The following is a 19581-nucleotide window of genomic DNA, read 5'->3' as shown; positions in this document are numbered from 1 at the left end:
ACGCAGAAGCCCACGCAGAATATGTGTACACCCCATCGGTTGTATCCGTGTTGACGAACGGACACAACAAGGGCTATAAAATACATATCCCAATGGGCATCTATCGTTGCTTTGTCATTCGACGAAATTTCAAGTTTGCGAGACTTTGAAGAGTCAAAAGAACAAAGCGCCTGATAAACGCCTTTTCCTATATGTCGTCCCACCCCTCCGCTTCTGCTTGTCAGACTGCTTCAAGGTGAGGATGTGGCAAATTTACAATTTATCTCTGAATAAGGAAAACGGTTGGGTGTTTTTCTTTAAGAAAATGAGCGGATTCCTGCTTTTTACGAATGCCCGGCCCATGCGAGGCTGAGCACGCTGAAGCGGACGCGGCAGGCACGGGCAATGGTCTCGGCGCAGGACAACATGGTGGCTCCGGTGGTGATGACGTCGTCTACTAACAAGATATGGCGGCCTTCCAAGCTCCCGGGATGCCGGACGGCAAAGATGTCCCGGACGTTCTCGCGCCGTTGCCGGTGGTCCAAGGTGGTTTGGCTCGGATTGGATTTGGTGCGTACCACGCTTGTCGTATCGGTGGGGATGCCGGTGGCTTCGGATATGCCCCACGCTATCCAATCGCTTTGGTTGTAGCCCCGTTGCCGTTCCTTTTTCCGGGACAAGGGAATGGGCACGATGAGGTCTATCCCGTCGAAAAAGCTTGTGGCTTTCAGTTCCTCGGCCATCATACGCCCCATGGTTTTCCCTACTTCGGGATGGTTATGGTATTTCAGTTCGAACAAAATGCGGCTGTAAGGAGAGTGTGGGGTGTAATGGAAAAAAGAAATTCCTTTCTCGATGGGAACCAGTCCCCAAAATATGCGGGCGATGTCGTTTTCTTCAAACGAGATGGTCCGGACACGTGGGAGGTCGGCCTGGCATCGTACACAGAGCACCTCTTCACCCGGCGACATGCGCCTGCGGCAACAAAGGCAATACCGGGGGAAGAAAAAGTCCAAAAGGGCTTGGAGGTACGGCGAGAGACTATGTAAAATCTTCTTCTTCCACATGCAGGCAACGCGTAATGGCATTCATTTCAAATCCGCGGCTGAGGCCGAAGCGAATGAGTTTCCCGTTGCGCTCATAGTCGGAAACAGCCTTCACGCTCCGGGATTTGCTTTGCAGAAGCTTACGGAGGACACACAGGTATTCCTCTTCTTCGATTTCGGCCAGTGCCTCCCGGCAATACGTGTCGGGAATGTTCTTAAGCCGGAGGGCTTGCATGATTTTAATGCGCCCCCATTGGTTATATCTGAATTTGTCCCGTACGAAACACCGGCTGAACCGAGTTTCATCGATGAATTTTTCCGCTTGGAGGCGTGTGAGCACCTCTTTCTGTTGCGCTGCCCCGAGTCCCCATTTGTCCAGCTTCTTTTGGATGTCGGAAAGACAGTATTCCGCGCCGGAACAGCAGGCCGCAGCCTTGTTGAAGGCTTCTTGTGTGGTCAGTTCTTTCATTTTCTGCATCGTATCATTCGTTCATTGTCGTAGAAATCTTTCTTCAAAGTGACGTCTCGTAAGCCGAGGCTTTGGAACAGCCGGGTGGTTTCCCATCCGTATGCCCTGTTGATTTCCACGTAAAGCCGTCCGCCTTCTTTCAACATCTTTACGGCATATTCCCCTATTGCCCGATAGAAGAGCAACGGGTCATGGTCTGGGACAAAGAGTGCTTGCGAAGGTTCGTAGCGCAGCACATTCTCTTCCATGTCCTCCCGTTCATGCTCGCAGATGTAGGGGGGATTGCTGACGATAATGTCCCAAAGCGGGGAGTCCTGTCCTTTGGACGGAGAGTCCAATATGTCCTGGTGCCGGAAATCCACGGCGGCCCCCAAACGCTCTGCATTCTCCCGGGCGATGGCAAGGGCTTGCGGGCTGATGTCGATGGCAGACACTTGTGCTTGCGGCAACTCTTGGGAGAGTGTGATGGCTATGCAGCCGCTGCCCGTCCCGATGTCCAATATGCAGGGCAATGAAAATCCCGACTCTTTTTCGTCCCGTATAATCCACTTCGTTAATTCTTCCGTTTCGGGGCGCGGCACAAGGACACCCGGAGCCACGGAGAAAGTGCGGCCACAGAAATCCGCCTGCCCTAAAACATATTGTACAGGTTCTTTTTGCGACAGGCGTTTCACAATATTTTCAAGGTCCCGGCGTTCTTCTAAAGAGAAAGTCCGCTCCCGTCCCATGCAGATGTCGACTTGCGTGAGGCCGAAACGGGTTTCCAATACCAGACGTGCGATGGCGCGTGCTTCCCTTTCGGGATAGGCTGTGGAAAGCTTGTCGAAGATATATTTGAAAGAAGCATTCATCTCTGTGATGGGTTTGTCGGACAAAAATAGGCATTTTTATCGGATTGGATATGACAACAGACGAAAAATACATGTCCCGTTGCATACAACTGGCACGCAACGGGTTTTATGGCGCAGCACCGAATCCTATGGTGGGGGCTGTCATTGTACACGACGGGAAGATTATCGGCGAGGGGTATCATGTGCGTTGCGGCGGACCGCATGCCGAGGTGAACGCGATCCGTTCTGTGGGTAATCCGGAACTGTTGAAAGAGAGTACGATATACGTAAGTCTGGAGCCATGTTCGCATTATGGAAAGACGCCTCCTTGTGCCGATTTGATTGTGGAAAAAGGGATTCCCCGTGTAGTGGTCGGGTGCATGGACCCGTTTGCCAAAGTGGCGGGCCGGGGCATACGGAAATTACAGGAGGCCGGCATTGAAGTCACGGTCGGTGTGTTGGAGGCCGAATGCCTGGCGTTGAACCGCAGGTTCATGACTTTCCATACGCACCGTCGTCCTTATATTACGTTGAAGTGGGCTGAATCGGCCGATGGCTTTATGGATGGCCTGCGCACGGACTATGAAAAGGAAAAACCTTACGCATTCTCCACGCCGTACACCCGGATGTTGGTACATCGTTGCCGGGCGGGTCATCAGGCTATTTTGGTCGGGCGGCAGACCGCTCTGGCCGACAATCCTTTGCTGAATTTGAGGCTTTGGCCGGGTAAATCTCCTTTACGCTTGGTGGTAGACCGGAATGGCAGTCTTCCAAAGCATCTGGCTCTTTTTAACGATGGAGCGGAAACACGCGTGTATCTGGATGCTTTGTCGGTTCATCCTCTGTACGGGGAACAGGCGGGAGTTACTTGCGTGCGTTTGGATTTCAGTCGGGATATTTTGCCGCAGGTTTTGGATGATTTATACCATTTGTCAGTCCAGTCCCTTTTGGTGGAAGGAGGACGTCGGTTGCTGGAAAGTTTCATTTCAGCCGGACTTTGGGATGAAATCAGGGTGGAGCAGTCCCCGGTATGGTTAAAAGAGGGCGTTCCGTCTCCGTCATGGCCTCACGGACGGATACGGACTACAGAGGTGGAAAGACATTTGTTGGTTCATATACTCTCGTCGCGAGGCAGTTCGGCCGTATAATCGTGTGGATGAACGCAAAAATACTTCGATTTATCGAAATTTTGCATAATTCAACGCTCTATGTTTCGTAAAAGTAAAAAATGTGCGTACTTTTGTACCTTGATAAATAATATTGTATTGATAGATTTATGAAAAAATCCATATTGTCATTGTCTTTAGCCGTGCTTTCCGTGTTATTGATATGCTCGTGTAAGGACGACGACGAGGTTGTGTTGAGTTCTGATTGTTATATTAGCAGTTTTACGTTGGGGAATGTGAAGAGGCAGATTACGACGGTGAACTCTGCCGGTCGGGATACTACTTATACCATTTCTTATAGTGCTTCTTACTTTCCTATGACGGTCAATCAGTTAGACGGGAAGATAGCCAACAAAGACTCTCTTCCTGTAAACAGTGATGTGAAAGCTGTATTGGCCACTGTGGAATCTTCCGGAACCGTAGTGTACAAGAAGGTATCCGAGGGAGAGGACGCGTGGAAGGCTTATTCTACTTCGGACTCGATTGATTTTACGTCGCCTTTGACTTTCCGGGTATATTCGCCCGACTATTCGGCAAGCCGCGATTATACTTTGCAGGTGAATGTACACCAACAAGACGGAGAAGTGTTTTCCTGGGAAAAAGTGGCGGAACCGGCAGCATGGTCGACTGCGGAAGCGGTAAAGACGGTGGTGTGGAAAGGATACGTATGGCTGTTCAGCCGGGAGAATGGCGGTGTGCGTGCGTTTACGACAGCTTTGGCAGACGGAAAAAGTTGGACCGAACGGACCTTGTCGGGATGTGCGGCGGCCGATGTGTCGACTTTGGTGGTATTTGGCAATGAATTGTATGTGAGCGGGGTGGACGGTACGTTGATGCGCTCGGAAGACGGACTGAATTGGAGCGTATGTGCGGCAGACCGCAGCGTACGTTTGTTGGTGGCCGACAGGACGCATCTTTATGCGCTTTCGGACGGACGTGTTTGGCGTTCGGCGGATGGCGCGTTATGGCTTGAAGAAGCTTTGGACGAAACGCCGGCTTTCTTGCCGGTACAGGATTTTGCAGCCGTCTCTTATACGCAAGAGAATGGCTTGGAGCGGACGTTGTGGATTGGCAACCGCAGCATGGACGATTATCCATCAGACGAGGCGGCCATGGTGTGGAGCCATAGTCTGGCCGCAGGGCAGGAAACGGCTGTTTGGGCTTATTTCAATGCCGCGCCGGACAACCGTTATACTTGTCCCCGTTTGCAATCCCTGAATCTCATGCGTTACGATGATGTGTTGTTGGCTTTGGGCGGTAAGTCACTGGACGGGACGGCCCATAAGGCTTTCGACAATATGTATGTGAGCCGGGATAATGGTGTGACTTGGAAAACCGACGGGGTATACGTCCTGCCCGGTGGTTTGGAAGGAAAAGATGTGTTGATGTCCGCCGCGGTGGATGCCGAATACCATGTGTGGCTTGTTGCAGGCAGCGAGGTTTGGCGCGGACGGTTGAACCAGTTGGGGTTTGAAGACCGTTGATTCAAGCGGGCAGGCTTAAATATAGATACGACGGGGATGAAGAAGGTTCTGGTAACATTGTTTTGCTTGTGGTTGGGGCTTCCTTGGGGGGGCAAGGCGCAGGACGACATTTACCGGATGGAGTTGGGCGGCGGCGTAGGCGGATGCTTTTATTTGGGCGATGCCAACAGCAAGCCGTTTGCTCATTTGGGAGCCATGGGAAGCGTTGTGGCGCGCTACATCTTCAATCCTCGTATGGCGATAAAAGGGAACCTGGCTTTGGGGCATATATCGGGTGAGACGGGGAAAGACTTCTTTCCCGAGAATGCTGGAAGCGGCGATGCTGACGGGGGGAGGCCCGGCGTGGCGCATTTCAAGCGCAATGTGATAGATTTCGGTGCCCAGTTCGAATTTAACTTCTGGGGATACGGTATCGGGCGCGGCTACGAAGGATACAGCCGTATCACTCCTTATATGTTAATCGGAGCCGGACTGACATTGGCACCCAAGCCGGTACAGGCCGATGCGGGATTCAATATCCCGGTGGGAGTCGGAGTCAAGTTTAAGGTAAGGCCCCGGTTGAATATCGGGTTCGAATGGAGCATGCGTTTTACGACAACAGACCGTTTGGATGTATCCAATATGGATGGGGTGATACTTCACGATCCGTACGGTGTGAAGAGTGGCGGTTTTAAGAACAAGGACTGCTATTCGTTTACGATGTTGTCGGTCACTTACGATCTGTTCCCTAAGTGTGTAAATTGTAATAATATAAAATATGTCTTTTAACAACGAAATAGACGCTGCGCGTGTTCCTCGCCACGTGGCCATTATTATGGATGGTAACGGGCGTTGGGCGAAAGCCAAAGGGTTGCCGCGCACGGCCGGGCACCAGGAGGGGGTGGAAACCGTGAAGAAGATTACGGAGGAAGCTGTCAGGTTAGGTGTCAAGTACTTGACTTTATATACGTTTTCCACAGAAAACTGGAATCGTCCGGTGCCCGAGATAGCGGCACTCATGGGATTGATTCTCGACCATCTTGAAGATGAGATTTTCATGAAAAACAATGTCCGTTTCCGTGTAATCGGCGATATGTCCCGTATTCCGGAAGCCGTGCGTGTGCGTTTGGAAGAATGTATGCAGCATACGGCCGCTAACGGGAAGATGACGATGGTCATCGCATTGAGCTATTCTTCCCGTTGGGAATTGGCGCAGGCCATGCGGCAAATAGCTGAAGAGGTGCAAACAGGTGTTTTGTCGCCGTCCCGGATTACGGAAGAGACCATCGAAGCCCATTTGGTTACCCGTTTTATGCCGGATCCGGATTTGCTGATTCGTACAGGCGGTGAATACCGTATCAGCAATTACCTGTTATGGCAATGTGCCTATACGGAATTTTATTTCTGTGATACCTATTGGCCGGATTTTGATGAGAAAGAGTTCCGCAAGGCGATTGCGGATTACCAGTCGCGGGAACGCCGATTTGGCAAGACCAGTGAACAAGTGGCTACAAAATAAGCAACACCGACGTATGAAAACAGTAAAGAGCATCTGCCTTACATTATTAATATTGGGTACGGGTATTTCATCCGTGCAAGCTCAAACGGGAGAAAAACAAATCAAGCCAACCGTAGAATATTCCCGTGTGCCCCGTTCCTACACTATCGGAGGAATTTCCGTGGAGGGAGCAAAGAACTATGACGATTATATGCTTATCGGGTTGTCTGGGCTTACGGTCGGCCAGAAAGTCGATATTCCGGGGGAAGAAATAACTGATGCTGTCAAGCGTTTCTGGCGTAACGGTTTGTTCTCGAATGTTTCGATAGAAGCGGATAGCGTGGTGGAAGACAAGATTTTCCTTTGCATCAAGCTGACACAGCGTCCGCGTGTGTCGCAGATCAATTACAGCGGTGTGAAAAAGGGAGAGCGTGAAGATTTGGAAAACCGTATCGGTCTGTTGAAAGACAACCAGCTCACTCCGAACATGATAGACCGTGCGAAGTTCTTGATTAAAAAGTATTTCGATGAAAAGGGATACAAGAATGCCGAAATCGAGATTTTGCAGCGGGATGATGTGGCCGCACCGGACAAGACCATCGTGGACATCCGCATCGACAAGAAAGAGAAGGTGAAGATACACTCCATTACGATCGAGGGGAACCATGCTTTGAGCACGAAGAAGATAAAAGGAACGATGTTCGTTCCGGGCGTTTTCAAGAAGACCAACGAGAAAGGACGTCCCGGCAGTTGGTTCCGTACGAAGAAATTTATTGAGGAAAAGTACAAGGAAGACAAGGAAAACCTGATTAAGAAGTATAACGAACTGGGATATCGGGATGCCGTGATTCTGGAAGACAGCGTGGTGCCTCATAATGAGAAGACGGTGGACGTGTATGTGAAGGTGGAAGAAGGCCAAAGGTACTATCTGCGCAATATTGAATGGGTCGGCAATACGATTTATCCCACGACAACATTGAACAATTTGTTGCGGATGAAGAAAGGAGACGTATACAACCAGACGAAACTGGAGGAGCGCACGTCGACCGACGAGGATGCCGTGGGTAATCTTTATTACAATAACGGATATGTGTTCTACCGGTTGGATCCGGTGGAAGTGAATATCGACGGCGACTCGATAGATTTGGAACTCCGTATCTTCGAGGGGCCGCAGGCCACGATACGCCACATCGCCATCAGTGGTAACGACCGTGTGTACGAGAGCGTGGTTCGCCGTGAGTTGCGTACCAAACCCGGTGACTTGTTCAGCAAGGAGGCTTTGGAACGTTCCTATCGTGAAATCGCTTCGATGGGGCATTTCGACCCGGAACAGATTGACCCGAAGGTCGTTCCTTCGCAGTCGGACGGTACGGTGGACATCGATTGGGGATTGGTGTCGAAGTCGAACGACCAGATAGAGTTCTCTTTAGGTTACGGGCAGACGGGTGTGATTGGAAAAATCGGCTTGAAGTTCTCGAATTTCTGTTTGGCCAATTTATTTTCAAAAGGTGGGCTCCGCCGGGGTGTGCTGCCGCAGGGTAACGGCGAGACGTTTAGTATCAGCGGACAGACGAACGGGCAGTATTACCAGTCGTACAGTGTCAACTATATGAATCCGTGGTTCGGAGGCAAGCGTCCTAATGCCTTGTCGTTCTCGGCTTTCTTCTCTAAGCAGACAGACGTGAGCGACAACTATTACAACTCCTCTTACTATAACAGTTACTATAATTACCTGTATGGTTATGGTACGAATGGGTATAACTATTATGAGAATTTCCTCGACCCCGATTCGTACGTGAAACTGTTCGGCTTGTCGTTGGGATGGGGTAAGCGTTTACGTTGGCCGGACGATTATTTCCAACTGTCGGCCGATCTCTCTTACCAACGGTATATTTTGAAAGATTGGAATTATTTCCTCATTGCAAATGGTTCTTGCAATAACATTGCGTTGAATCTGGCATTGTCCCGTAATTCTACGGACAATCCGATTTATCCGCGTCGAGGTTCTGAGTTTACATTATCCGTAGGATTGACGCCCCCGTATTCTTTGTTTGACAACAAGGATTACAAGAATCTCGCGAACAACTACCAAAGCGCAAGTTACGACCGTGAGATGCAGGAGAAGTACAAATGGATCGAGTATCACAAATGGAAATTCAAACTCCGCACCTACACGGCTTTGAGCAGTGCGGTGAAATGCCCGGTGTTGATGACCCGTGTGGAATTCGGGTTGTTGGGAGCTTATAACAAGTATAAGAAGTCGCCGTTTGAAACCTATTATGTCGGGGGAGACGGAATGTCCGGTTACTCTACGACGTATGCTACCGAAACTATCGGTTTGCGCGGTTACGACAACGGTTCTTTGACTCCAAGCGGATATACGGGTTATGCCTACGACCGTTTCACGTTGGAGTTGCGCTATCCGCTCATGCTGCAAGGTTCAACGAACATCTATGCGCTGACCTTCATCGAAGGCGGTAATGCGTGGTCGAGCGTGAAAGATTTCAATCCGTTCGACATGAAACGTTCAGCCGGAGTCGGTGTGCGTATATTCTTGCCGATGGTAGGTCTGTTGGGAATCGACTGGGCATACGGTTTCGATGATGTCTTCGGTTCCAAACAATATGGCGGAAGCCAGTTCCATTTCATTTTGGGACAAGAATTCTAATTTAAAAACAGAAGAAAGATGAAAAAGTTATTCACTTTGTTGTGTTTGCTCATGATAGTGGGCGCACAATCAATGGCACAGAAGTTCGCGTTGGTCGACATGGAGTATATCCTGAAGAATATCCCGGCATACGAGCGTGCCAGCGAGCAGTTGAACCAAGTCTCCAAAAAATGGCAGGCCGAGGTGGACGCATTGACGGAAGAGGCACAGGTTTTATATAAGAATTACCAAAGTGAGGCCGTCTTCCTGAGTACGGAACAGAAAACCAAGAAAGAAGAGGAAATCGTAGCCAAGGAAAAGGAGGCTGCCGAGTTGAAGAAGAAATATTTCGGTCCGGAAGGTGAGTTGTTCAAGAAACGTGAAAGCCTGATGGCTCCCATCCAGGATGAGATATACAATGCCGTAAAGGACCTTTCGGACAGTAAGGGGTATTCGTTGATTTTGGACCGTGCGTCCGATACGGGTATCATTTTTGCCTCTCCGAAGATAGATATAAGCAATGAAGTACTGGCGAAATTAGGATATTCCAACTAACATTCGTACATTTGCATGCTATATGAAAAATAATAATATAAAAAATAGACATTAAGATGAAAAAAGTGATTTTAATGGCATTGTTGCTCGTACCGATGAGCATCTTTGCACAGAAGTTTGGCCATTTCGATTCAAGTGCCATTATCCAACTCATGCCGGAATATACTACGGCGCAGACCGAAATCCAACAGCTCCAGGCTCAGTATGAGAACGACCTGAAACGTATGCAGGACGAACTGAAGAAAAAGTCTGAGGAGTACGACAAGGAGAAGGCAAACCTGTTGGACAATGTGCGTCAGCGTCGTGAGGCTGAGTTGCAGGATTTGTACAACCGCATTCAACAAAGCTATCAGGACAACCAAAAGTCTTTGCAAGAGACTTCGCAGCAGAAGATGCAGGCTATTTCCGACAAGATGTTGGGAGTTATCAAGCAGATTGGGACAGAGGGCGGCTATGTTTATATCATGGACGTTTCGGCGGGTATCCCTTATATCAGCACGACGTTGAGTACGGATGTGACGGCTGACATCAAGCAAAAGTTGGGCTTGAAATAAGCGGGATATTTTTCGTGCTTTTCGCATACAGGCTTCCCCGGTGGCATTTGCTGCCGGGGAAGCCTTTTATTTGCAAATGTGTTTTTCCGAGAAAAAAAGGCTGTTTTTTATCGGTATGAACATAAAAATGAATACCTTTGTTACGGTATAATAATATACGGTTCATGATGCGAAAAATGAATAAGTTAGTCTTGTGTCTCTCTTTTTTGTTATTGCCTTTCTCGGTCAAGGCGCAGGCTACGCAGGGCAAATTCGGTTATCTGAGTTACAATGCCATATTTCAGGCTATGCCCGAATATGAGGTTTCCCGGCAAAAGTTGGCGGGCTTGAAGTCTAAATATGATAAGGAAGCCCAACGGAGTGAGGAAGAATTCCAACGGAAGTTTGCGGAATTCCTTCAAGGACAGAAAGAATTTCCGGAGAACATCTTGTTGAAACGTCAGCATGAACTGCAAGACCTGTTGACCAAGAGTATCCGTTTTAAGGAAGAGTCACAGAAGTTGCTCGTGCAGGCGGAAAAGGATTTGCAGGCCGACATGCTTTACTTGTTGAACGAAGCCATTCGTGCCGTAGGTGTGGAAAGAGGGTATGCCTATATTATCAATACGGACGGTAATACCTGTCCTTTTATCAATCCCGCAATGGCCGACGATGTGACGAACTATGTGAAAGAAAAGCTTCAGTTGCCCATTAGTGTCGAACCATGAAAGTTGCTTTAACTGAAAAGCCGGGGCCTATCGGAGTGTTCGACTCCGGTTACGGCGGATTGACCATCCTGCATGAGATCCGCCAGTTGATGCCGCAGTATGATTATCTTTATTTGGGGGATAATGCCCGCACACCCTACGGGACTCGTTCGTTCGAGGTCGTATATGAGTTTACGCGTGAAGCCGTGCAGAAACTCTTCGACTTAGGTTGCCATCTGGTGATATTGGCTTGCAACACGGCTTCGGCCAAAGCTTTGAAAACCATTCAGCAGAACGACCTCCCCAAAATGGAGGGGGAGACGCGTCGCGTGTTGGGTGTCATCCGTCCTACGGCAGAATGTATCGGGCAGATAACCCATAGCCGTCACGTAGGAATTTTAGCCACATCAGGTACTATCAGTTCCGGTTCCTATCCGTTGGAAATCCGGAAACTTTATCCCGACATTGCCGTGAGCGGGGAAGCCTGTCCCATGTGGGTGCCATTAGTGGAAAATTACGAATACGATTCACCCGGAGCCGATTATTTTGTGGAAAAGCGCATCGGCAACCTGCTCCGGAAAGACCCTGCGATAGATACCATTATTTTGGGGTGTACGCATTATCCCTTGTTGCTGAACAAGATTCTGAAATACACTCCTCGTAATGTGCGTATCGTCCCCCAGGGAGAGTACGTGGCCTATAGCCTGAAGGATTACCTGCAACGCCATACGGAAATAGAAACGTTGTGTACGCAAAGCGGCACGTGCCGTTTCCTGACCACGGAAAGCCCTGACAAATTTACGGAATCAGCTTCCATTTTCCTTCGTCAACATGTGGAAGCCGAGCGCGTGGTGTTGGAATAAAAAATAGTGGTGATAAGATAGATATGGGAGTTTGGTATGTTATTTAATTCGATTGAGTTTTTGTTCTTCCTCCCTCTTGTATTTACAGTGTATTGGCTTATTTTAGGGGGGGGGGTAAGTGTAAGAATATTTTTATAGTTGCGGCCAGTTATGTTTTCTATGGATGGTGGGACTGGCGGTTTCTGTTCCTAATGGCGTTGACTACATTCTGTAGTTATTTCAGCGGCATTTTATTGGCAAAGTATGATACGTATCCGTTGAGGCGGAAATGGATATGTGGAGGAAATATCCTATTGAACCTTCTTATTCTGGGATATTTTAAATATTATAACTTTTTTGGAGAGAACTTTGCAGCTTTTTTCCGAATGTTGGGTTGGGAAGTAGACTGGGTGACCCGGGACATCCTTTTGCCGGTGGGCATCAGTTTCTATACGTTCCAGGCTTTGAGTTATACGATTGACGTGTATCGCCGTAAAATGTTTCCTACCCACGATGTGGTGGCCTTTTTTGCATTTATCAGTTTTTTTCCGCAGTTGGTGGCCGGTCCGATAGAAAGGGCGACCCACCTCCTTCCGCAGTTTTTAAAGCCCAGGGTATTCTCTTATGCGGCGGCAGTAGACGGGATGCGGCAGATTCTTTGGGGGCTGTTCAAGAAGATGGTCGTGGCAGATAATTGTGCCGATGCCGTGAATGAGATTTTTGCCAATTACCAGACCGCCGACGGCATGCAACTGTTCTTGGGTGCATTGTTTTTCACGTTTCAGATTTATGGCGACTTTTCGGGATATTCCGATATAGCTATCGGTACGGCACGCCTTTTCGGGGTGGATTTGATGCGTAATTTCAGCTATCCTTATTTCTCACGTGACATTGCCGAATTTTGGAGGCGTTGGCATATCTCCTTGACCACATGGTTTCGTGATTATATTTACATACCTTTGGGAGGAAGCCGTTGTGCGAGGTGGAAAGTCATGCGCAATACGGCTGTGATTTTTCTGGTCAGTGGATTCTGGCACGGGGCTAACTGGACATACGTGTGTTGGGGGGCGTACCATGCCATGCTATTCTTCCCCTTGCTTTATTTCGGGAAGAACCGTAAACATGTGGACGGTGTGGCCGAGGGGCGCATATTGCCTACGGTAAAAGAGGCCTTACAGATGCTGATGACATTCTTGCTTGTCGTTCTCGGTTGGGTGATATTCAGGGCCGAGACGATAGGGCAGGCATGGGAATATATTGCCAGGATGTTTACACATTTCACGTTCAGGCTTCCGGCTCATGGGAATGACCCGTTGATTTATATAGGCATCCTCTTATGTGTCGAGTGGTTGCAGAGGGGTAAGCAGCACGGGTTGCAAATCGGCGCCGGTGGTTGGTTTAAGTACAGGGCTGTACGTTGGTTGCTTTATTACGTGGTTTTCATTGCGACGTTCTTGTTGTCCGGGCAACAGGAAGAGTTCATTTATTTCCAATTTTAAATAATAAGAAGTCATGAAACGGTTCATTGTGAATGTATTGTTCTTTTCTTCTTTCTTATTGGCTTTGGCCATAGGCATGGAGTGCATGCTGCGCCGTGTACCGAATACTTATGCTTTCAAACGGAGTTTGATGGAAGAACAAGGGAGGCATATCAAGACCTTGGTCTTGGGCAGTTCCGTGGCAGAGTGCGGGATTGCTCCTTCTTGTTTCCCGTCCGGGACTTATAATCTGGCTGTTTCGGGTCAATGGTTGCGTTTTAACCTCCAAATGTTCGGGCAATATCAGGAATATATGCCGGAGCTTGAAAACGTGATATTGGGAGTGTGTTACCATACGTTGTGGAGTGACGATGACGTGGAGACGGATGAATGGAGTATTGTGGAGCATGGCATCTATTTGGATATCCATTTGGAAGATGATTTTTTGCCGCATAGTGAATTGTTGTCTCTCGGTGCCCGTTCATTGAGAAAATGGTCGAAGTTCTATCTGTTGCACGGGCAGACTATGCTGTGCGACTCATTGGGACTTGACCATAGCTTCGATTTGTCGGAACGGGCTGCTGATTGGCGGGAGAAGATTGCTTCTGTGGTTGCCGGGCACAATGGCTTGGTACAGTCGGACAAGGACGGGGTGCGCTATGGCCGCAATATGGAACGGATATGCCGTTTGGCAGAGATGTGCAGGGAAAAGGGAATAAAGTTGTGGATAGTGGCACCGCCTGTGCATGAAGATTATTATGCGAGGTTGGATTCCTGTGCGTTGATCCGACTCCGTAACGGATTGTCCGAACTATCTTCTGAATATCCTAATGTCCGTTGGTTGGATTATTTAGGTGACACGCGTTTTTCAGATGATGATTTTTATGACGGGAATCATTTGAGTGCCGATGTCGGGGCGCGGAATTTCTCCCAAATCCTTCGGGAGGATATGGGGGTATAAGCCAAAGTTACAATTCCGCCACGCGGTACCGGTTCCCATAATGCGTATGCACTTTCTGCACCCCTGCGGTCACGAGGGCTTGCGCCAGTTTGGGCAGCGTCACGCCTGCCATCGCCCCGGGTTCCAACCGTCGCAGCCGTGCGAATATCTCGGGCAGCGAAAGCGGGCGTACCTTCTCGCCCGGCTGAGCCGCACGATAGTAGCGGCGCAACACCTCCCCGGCCGGGCAGATGCGGTAGAAAGCCGCGTTGTGCAACCGCAGGGCGTTCTCTTCCCCGTGGCTGAACCAGTACCGTTCCCCGTTTTCCAGTTCCGCTTTCAGCTGGGCGTAGATTTGCGCATGGTCGATGCCCGTGCAGTCGACAGGATGTTCCACGAGCACACAGATGAACCTGCGGCTTCCCGAAGGGTCGGAAAGCAGTTCGCGCGAGTTGGAGGTGCCGATGAAGGAGGCGATGCGCGGCAGGGCTTGGCCATGCCTTTGGTATGCCTTGCGCAGGTTGAGGGCAGAGAGCTGCATGAGGTTCTTCAGGAGCGGGTGCTTCTTCTCGGGTATGCGGTCGAACTCGTCCAGGTTCAGCAGCCCCATCTCGGTGAGCTGCCGTTCCACCTTGTCGGGACGTGCGAGGTCGACGCTGTCGGTGTAGTAGGCCTGCAACTGCGGTGGCAGCAGGGCGCGGCAGAAGGTGGACTTCCCGAGTCCCTGTTCGTCGCTGACGAGCAGTGGCGCGGTGCTGTGTGCGTGCAGTCCGTCGGAGAGACCTGCCCATTGCGCGGCCAACCCGAGCATCCACCGGTGGAAGGCTTGTATCCACAAGGGGCTGTCCGACACGCGGGCGGCCAGGTCGTGCAGCCGGTCGCGCCCGTCCCATGCCGGTAGCCGTTGGAAATACTGCCGGAAGGGATGGTATTCCGGTACGTCTGCGGAGTGCACCATGCGTGCCACGTCGCGGTCCCAACAGTCGATGCCGTGTCGGTGCGCTTCGAGGCATACGGCGTTCAGGTCGCGTTCCGTGACGGGCCGGAAGGTGCCGTTTTCCTTATCAGGCAGGCAGCGGAATTCCGTGGCTCCGGTGAGCACGTTGAAGCGGAACCCGTATCGTCCGGCAAGGAAGCTGCCGAGGGCGGATTCGAGGTTGGCGGCTTTTAGGGATGCCGTCTCACGGACAGCGGGTGCGGCTTCCGCTACCCGGAGGATGTCCCCCGTTGTTTCGGGAAGGGTATTGTCCTGTGGGGCAGTGGAGTTTCCGTTTTCCGGTAAGTTGGTACGACGGGTGTCCGCCGTTTTGTCCGCATGCCGTTTTTCATTCCACCTGCAGACGGCGGCATGCGCGATTTTCTTGAAGTCCATTATGCTTTGTGTTTTCGGTGTTTTCTCGTTTGCAAATATACGAAATGGAAAAGCCCTTGTCAAGTCCTTCACCGTAACCCTGTTGATTACCAGGTGATTTATATTTGTAAATCGGAGCCAGTATGCTGTTTCCTCATTTTCCGGTGAAATCCCGGTGAAGGATGTGAAGTCAGAAAGTTCACCTTAAGGCGTTGGTACAGAGGGCGTCTGAAGGATGCGAACCTTTCCGGGCAAAAAACTGTTTGTGGGAAGTTGGTGAGGGGAAGAACACCCTCCGGAAAACATTCACGCATCCTTTTTACCCGGTATCCGGTACAGCAAAGCCCGTAAAATGGATGTCTGCATAGCTGAAAACCGTTCTCGGCGGATTGAAAAATCGTTTGCAGCAGAACGGAAGATCGTTTGGCGCAGGATGTACGGGCGGTTTTGTATTCTATTGGGCAATAGTTTCAGGTAAAGGATTTTATGGGTGGCTTTGTTAATATATAGTTTGTTTGTTTTTGTTGCTCTTGTTCTTTTTAACTTAAACTTCTTTATGGATTAGTGCTTTTCGTGTTTTTTGAGTAACTTTGCAATCCAATTTCGTCTTGTCGTAGACGAACAGACCAGTAATAAAAGAGTAATTGAATAAAACTGTCTTAAAAATCCTTCATGGTCGCAAATGGTTGGTCGCCAGTCAGTACTGTGAGGTTGTAGCTTGTGTTATAAATGGCTGACAAAAAGTACAATGTCGTGGATTTGTTTTGTGGTTGTGGAGGTCTTTCAAAGGGATTTGAAGAGGCTGGATACAATATACTCGTTGGGGTTGACTTTGAGCAGAGTGCCTTGAATACATTCAGTTACAATCACAACGGTGCGGTAGGCTTGAGATTAGACCTTTCAGAGCCAGAGTCTTTTGATGCCATAGTTGATGCTGTTGACGGTCGTTTGGTCGATATTATAATCGGTGGTCCCCCTTGTCAAGGGTTTAGTCTGACAGGTCCTCGTAATATTGATGACCAACGCAATAAACTTTACCTCGCTATGATTGAAACGGTGCGACGCTTCAAGCCCAAGGCATTTCTCATAGAAAATGTTCCTGGTATGGCAAACCTGTATGGTGGAGCTGTAAAGGAAGAGATTATAAGGAGGTTTACCCAAATGGGGTATAAGGTGTCGTGCAAAATTGTGTGTGCCGCAGATTATGGGGTTCCTCAAATTAGGAAACGGTTGGTCTTCATTGGCCTTCGGGATTCAAAAGCTTCTTATGAATTTCCGGTTCCTTATCGGTTACCGGATAATTATCTAACCTGTGAGGATGCCATAAGTGACTTGCCTGCACTTGTTGATACTTTGGGGGAAGAAGTGGGTAAGTATGAAATGGAGCCTTTGAATGATTTCCAAAAACTGATGAGAGGAGCTTGTACGACCTTATACAATCATACGGCAATCAATCATAAGCAATTTGTCAAGGATGTCATAGCCCTTGTGCCAGATGGGGGGAATTACAAGGACTTACCTTCAGGTGTGGGTGAAAGCCGGACATTCCACATGGCTTGGACACGGCTCAACAGTAAAAAGCCAGCCCGGACAGTTGATACTGGGCACCGGAATTTGTTCCATTATAAATATAACCGATGTCCGACGGTACGAGAGAGTGCAAGGATACAAACATTTCCTGATGATTTTGTGTTCCTGGGTAATAGAGGGCAACAAAACAAGCAAGTGGGTAACGCTGTTCCTGTCCTGATGGCAAAAGCTTTGGCTACAAAACTTTTGGATTACATGCCTTATGAAACGTAATGTCGTTTTAAACACGCTTGATCTTTTTGCAGGTTGCGGGGGGCTTACGGAGGGGTTCCTCCAGTCAGGCCACTATCATACAATAGGAGCCGTGGAATGGGAAAGGGCTCCCCGTGAAACTCTTAAGCATCGTTTGCAAACAGCTTGGGGGTATAATGACGCGGATAATGTTGTGGTGCGCTTTGATATCCAACGTACAGAAGAACTTATACATGGTTTTGATGACCCGGTATATGGTTTGCATGAAGGGTTGGAAAATCTGGTAGGAGGGCGGGCTGTTGATGTCATAATTGGAGGCCCTCCATGCCAAGCATATTCTTTGGCCGGACGTATACGCGACGAACATGGTATGCGCAATGATTACCGAAATTATCTGTTTGAATGCTATGTCAAAATAGTCAAATATTTTAAGCCTAAGTTTTTTGTGTTTGAAAATGTGGTAGGGTTGTTAAGTGCAGCACCCGATGGTACATTGATTACAAGTAGGATATCAGAAGCTTTTAATGGGGCGGGATACGTGGTTACGCCCAATTTCAAAACTGCCCTGTTTGATGTGGCTGATTATGGTATTCCCCAACACCGTAAAAGGGTAATCATCCTTGGTATATCCAAGGGCCTGTTTGGAGATAAATGTGGTAAGATGCTTGATTCATTCTATACATGCATATTGCCTTCCCTAAAAGGGAAAGCAAGGAATGTCCACGATGCAATCTCTGATTTGCCGGCGCTGTATCCATTGGAATTTCCGAAGAAGGAGGGGAAATCTAAGATGTCACACATGCAACGTGATACACGATATTTTACGAATCATATTCCTCGCTTTCATAATGCGAGGGATATAGCCGTATTCAAGTTGCTTGCCGAGGACATAAAGAGTGGCAAAAGGGAGTATGTCAGTATTGAACGCTTGAAGAAACTTTATACAGAGGTTACAGGAAAAGTGAGCAACATACATAAATATTATGTATTGAGGGAAAACGAACCCAGTAATACCATTCCTGCACATCTTTTCAAGGATGGTATGCGGCATATCCATCCAGACCCTGAACAGGCTCGGTCGATTACTCCAAGGGAAGCGGCTCGTTTGCAAACATTCCCGGACGATTTTGAATTTTTGGGTGCGGCAATGTACCAATACAAAATGATTGGGAATGCAGTACCTGTTGACTTTTCTAAAATAATAGCAGAGGCTCTATATAAATTATATACTGATAATTACGAAGATGGCAGAATTTTTCATTAAACGGTTGGGGAGGCAAGAGATGGGGTCTCCTACGCCAAAGGAGGGTGGTGGTTGGCAATTCCATAGAGGACGTTATATGTTAATCTCAAAGGAATTTTATAGTTTCTTCCCACATTTGTCGACTACTATACTTAATGATTGTACGGCGCTTCCGATTTTGACAGAACATTCTGATGAAATCATCTATGCGCAATATGTCTACCATAATTCAAAGCATGTTGATACGGCATTGGTTGACGGCCAACCCCGTGACGAGTCAAGAATCTACTTGAATGGTAAATTGGATAATGAAAAAACATTGTTCATGCCAGGTGATATTGTGGTAATGATGAAATGTAGGGAGCAAGATGTTACATTTTATGTGTTGCATATATTTCAAGCCACTTCGCCATATTACAGCTTTTGGAATCAGAAACTGAATGGAAAGGCTTATGGGGTATGGGAGGGGGATTCTGCACCAACCTTTGACCATGAGTTTCACTTACCAACTAAATCGGCATCAGTCATTGGAGACAACCGGGTTGTAAATGCGATTGAGACGCAGCAAAAACAGGTAATAGATGCCATGGCTATTTCTGAAATAGAAGCTTCCATGGGCGCAGAACTGTTCAACAGCCGTACTTTCCATGACTTTGTGATGATGGCCTACGGGGAAAGATGTGCCATTACCCACAGGGTTATATCATGCAATGGGTTTAACAATCTGGAAGCCGCTCATATTATGCCGCAAGCTCATAAGGGTAGTTTTCTCCCTTGTAATGGTATTGCTATGAGTCGGGACATGCATTGTGTTTTTGATAAGGGTTTCTTCACAATAGAAGACGACTATACGGTCATTGTGCATGCTGACGTTCTTGCCACTGATTCATACTTGAATGAATATAATGGGAAGAAGATATTCATACCGCAGGTTGAATATTTCCGTCCATTGCCAAGGTTTCTCCAATATCACAGAGACAATGTGTTTGGAACATTCCGTCAAATACGTAGTAGAAGGATGTGAATTCTTAACTTGTTAGGATGGCGTAAAT

At 48.5% G+C, this 19581-nt stretch carries 17 protein-coding genes and 1 pseudogene; 14 read left to right on the top strand and 4 right to left on the bottom strand.

The window, feature by feature from the left end; genetic code table 11:
• Positions 1-323: 323 nt before the first annotated feature.
• From E0E47_RS10220 to prmC, 3 genes are read right to left on the bottom strand one after another with little or no spacing between them, the layout of a single operon-like run.
• Positions 324-1046: a ComF family protein gene (locus E0E47_RS10220; RefSeq protein ID WP_232038402.1), complete on the bottom strand. Its 723-nt coding sequence runs from the start codon at positions 1044-1046 to the stop codon at positions 324-326.
• Entirely contained in the window at positions 1021-1503 is a 483-nt protein-coding gene (locus tag E0E47_RS10215; RefSeq protein WP_130893587.1) for a regulatory protein RecX, read from the bottom strand. The genes E0E47_RS10220 and E0E47_RS10215 overlap by 26 nt, the downstream gene beginning before the upstream one ends.
• On the bottom strand, positions 1491-2345 hold the full coding sequence (gene prmC / locus E0E47_RS10210) for a peptide chain release factor N(5)-glutamine methyltransferase (protein ID WP_130894354.1): 855 nt from the start codon (positions 2343-2345) through the stop codon (positions 1491-1493). The genes E0E47_RS10215 and prmC overlap by 13 nt, the downstream gene beginning before the upstream one ends.
• Positions 2346-2395: 50 nt before the next feature.
• Between prmC and ribD the strand changes: the two genes are divergently transcribed.
• From ribD to E0E47_RS10155, 11 genes and pseudogenes are all read left to right on the top strand, one after another.
• The gene (gene ribD, locus E0E47_RS10205) at positions 2396-3472 is read left to right on the top strand and encodes a bifunctional diaminohydroxyphosphoribosylaminopyrimidine deaminase/5-amino-6-(5-phosphoribosylamino)uracil reductase RibD (protein ID WP_008626373.1); all 1077 of its coding nucleotides are present in this window, start codon (positions 2396-2398) and stop codon (positions 3470-3472) included.
• Positions 3473-3600: 128 nt separating this feature from the next.
• Positions 3601-4974: a DUF6242 domain-containing protein gene (locus tag E0E47_RS10200; protein WP_130893586.1), complete on the top strand. Its 1374-nt coding sequence runs from the start codon at positions 3601-3603 to the stop codon at positions 4972-4974.
• A gap of 36 nt (positions 4975-5010) precedes the next feature.
• Positions 5011-5742 (top strand): type IX secretion system protein PorG, encoded by a 732-nt coding sequence (porG, locus tag E0E47_RS10195; RefSeq protein ID WP_008626371.1) that lies wholly within the window; start codon positions 5011-5013, stop codon positions 5740-5742.
• Entirely contained in the window at positions 5732-6472 is a 741-nt protein-coding gene (locus E0E47_RS10190) for an isoprenyl transferase (protein WP_008626370.1), read from the top strand. Before porG ends, E0E47_RS10190 begins: the two co-directional genes overlap by 11 nt.
• Positions 6473-6485: 13 nt before the next feature.
• Positions 6486-9119: a BamA/OMP85 family outer membrane protein gene (locus E0E47_RS10185; protein ID WP_008626369.1), complete on the top strand. Its 2634-nt coding sequence runs from the start codon at positions 6486-6488 to the stop codon at positions 9117-9119.
• 18 nt (positions 9120-9137) lie between these two features.
• Positions 9138-9653, top strand: coding sequence for an OmpH/Skp family outer membrane protein (locus E0E47_RS10180; RefSeq protein WP_008626367.1), 516 nt, complete (start codon positions 9138-9140; stop codon positions 9651-9653).
• A 56-nt stretch (positions 9654-9709) separates the two neighbouring features.
• Positions 9710-10207, top strand: a complete 498-nt coding sequence (locus E0E47_RS10175) for an OmpH/Skp family outer membrane protein (protein ID WP_008626365.1) — start codon at positions 9710-9712, stop codon at positions 10205-10207.
• Between the two features lie 176 nt (positions 10208-10383).
• The gene (locus tag E0E47_RS10170) at positions 10384-10914 is read left to right on the top strand and encodes an OmpH family outer membrane protein (protein ID WP_232038400.1); all 531 of its coding nucleotides are present in this window, start codon (positions 10384-10386) and stop codon (positions 10912-10914) included.
• Complete coding sequence (gene murI, locus E0E47_RS10165) at positions 10911-11756, top strand: glutamate racemase (protein ID WP_008626362.1); 846 nt, start codon at positions 10911-10913, stop codon at positions 11754-11756. Before E0E47_RS10170 ends, murI begins: the two co-directional genes overlap by 4 nt.
• 36 nt (positions 11757-11792) lie before the next feature.
• A pseudogene (locus E0E47_RS10160) lies at positions 11793-13234 on the top strand (MBOAT family O-acyltransferase).
• 13 nt (positions 13235-13247) lie between these two features.
• Positions 13248-14174: a hypothetical protein gene (locus E0E47_RS10155; protein ID WP_130893584.1), complete on the top strand. Its 927-nt coding sequence runs from the start codon at positions 13248-13250 to the stop codon at positions 14172-14174.
• A gap of 7 nt (positions 14175-14181) precedes the next feature.
• On the opposite strand, the gene E0E47_RS10150 is transcribed toward E0E47_RS10155, so the two are convergent.
• Positions 14182-15525 (bottom strand): VapE domain-containing protein, encoded by a 1344-nt coding sequence (locus E0E47_RS10150; protein ID WP_130893583.1) that lies wholly within the window; start codon positions 15523-15525, stop codon positions 14182-14184.
• 708 nt (positions 15526-16233) lie between these two features.
• Here E0E47_RS10150 and E0E47_RS10140 point away from each other — a divergent pair.
• From E0E47_RS10140 to E0E47_RS10130, 3 genes are read left to right on the top strand one after another with little or no spacing between them, the layout of a single operon-like run.
• Entirely contained in the window at positions 16234-17307 is a 1074-nt protein-coding gene (locus tag E0E47_RS10140) for a DNA cytosine methyltransferase (RefSeq protein WP_008628306.1), read from the top strand.
• Positions 17297-18550: a DNA cytosine methyltransferase gene (locus tag E0E47_RS10135; RefSeq protein ID WP_008628305.1), complete on the top strand. Its 1254-nt coding sequence runs from the start codon at positions 17297-17299 to the stop codon at positions 18548-18550. Before E0E47_RS10140 ends, E0E47_RS10135 begins: the two co-directional genes overlap by 11 nt.
• Entirely contained in the window at positions 18531-19553 is a 1023-nt protein-coding gene (locus E0E47_RS10130; protein WP_008628304.1) for an HNH endonuclease, read from the top strand. The genes E0E47_RS10135 and E0E47_RS10130 overlap by 20 nt, the downstream gene beginning before the upstream one ends.
• Positions 19554-19581: the final 28 nt, after the last annotated feature.

Origin of the sequence: Paraprevotella xylaniphila YIT 11841 (genome assembly GCF_900683745.1) — a bacterium.
GTDB classification, from domain to species: Bacteria; Bacteroidota; Bacteroidia; order Bacteroidales; family Bacteroidaceae; genus Paraprevotella; species Paraprevotella xylaniphila.
Note: the sequence above shows the minus strand (reverse complement) of the source record. Positions and strands in the feature narration are given on the sequence as shown.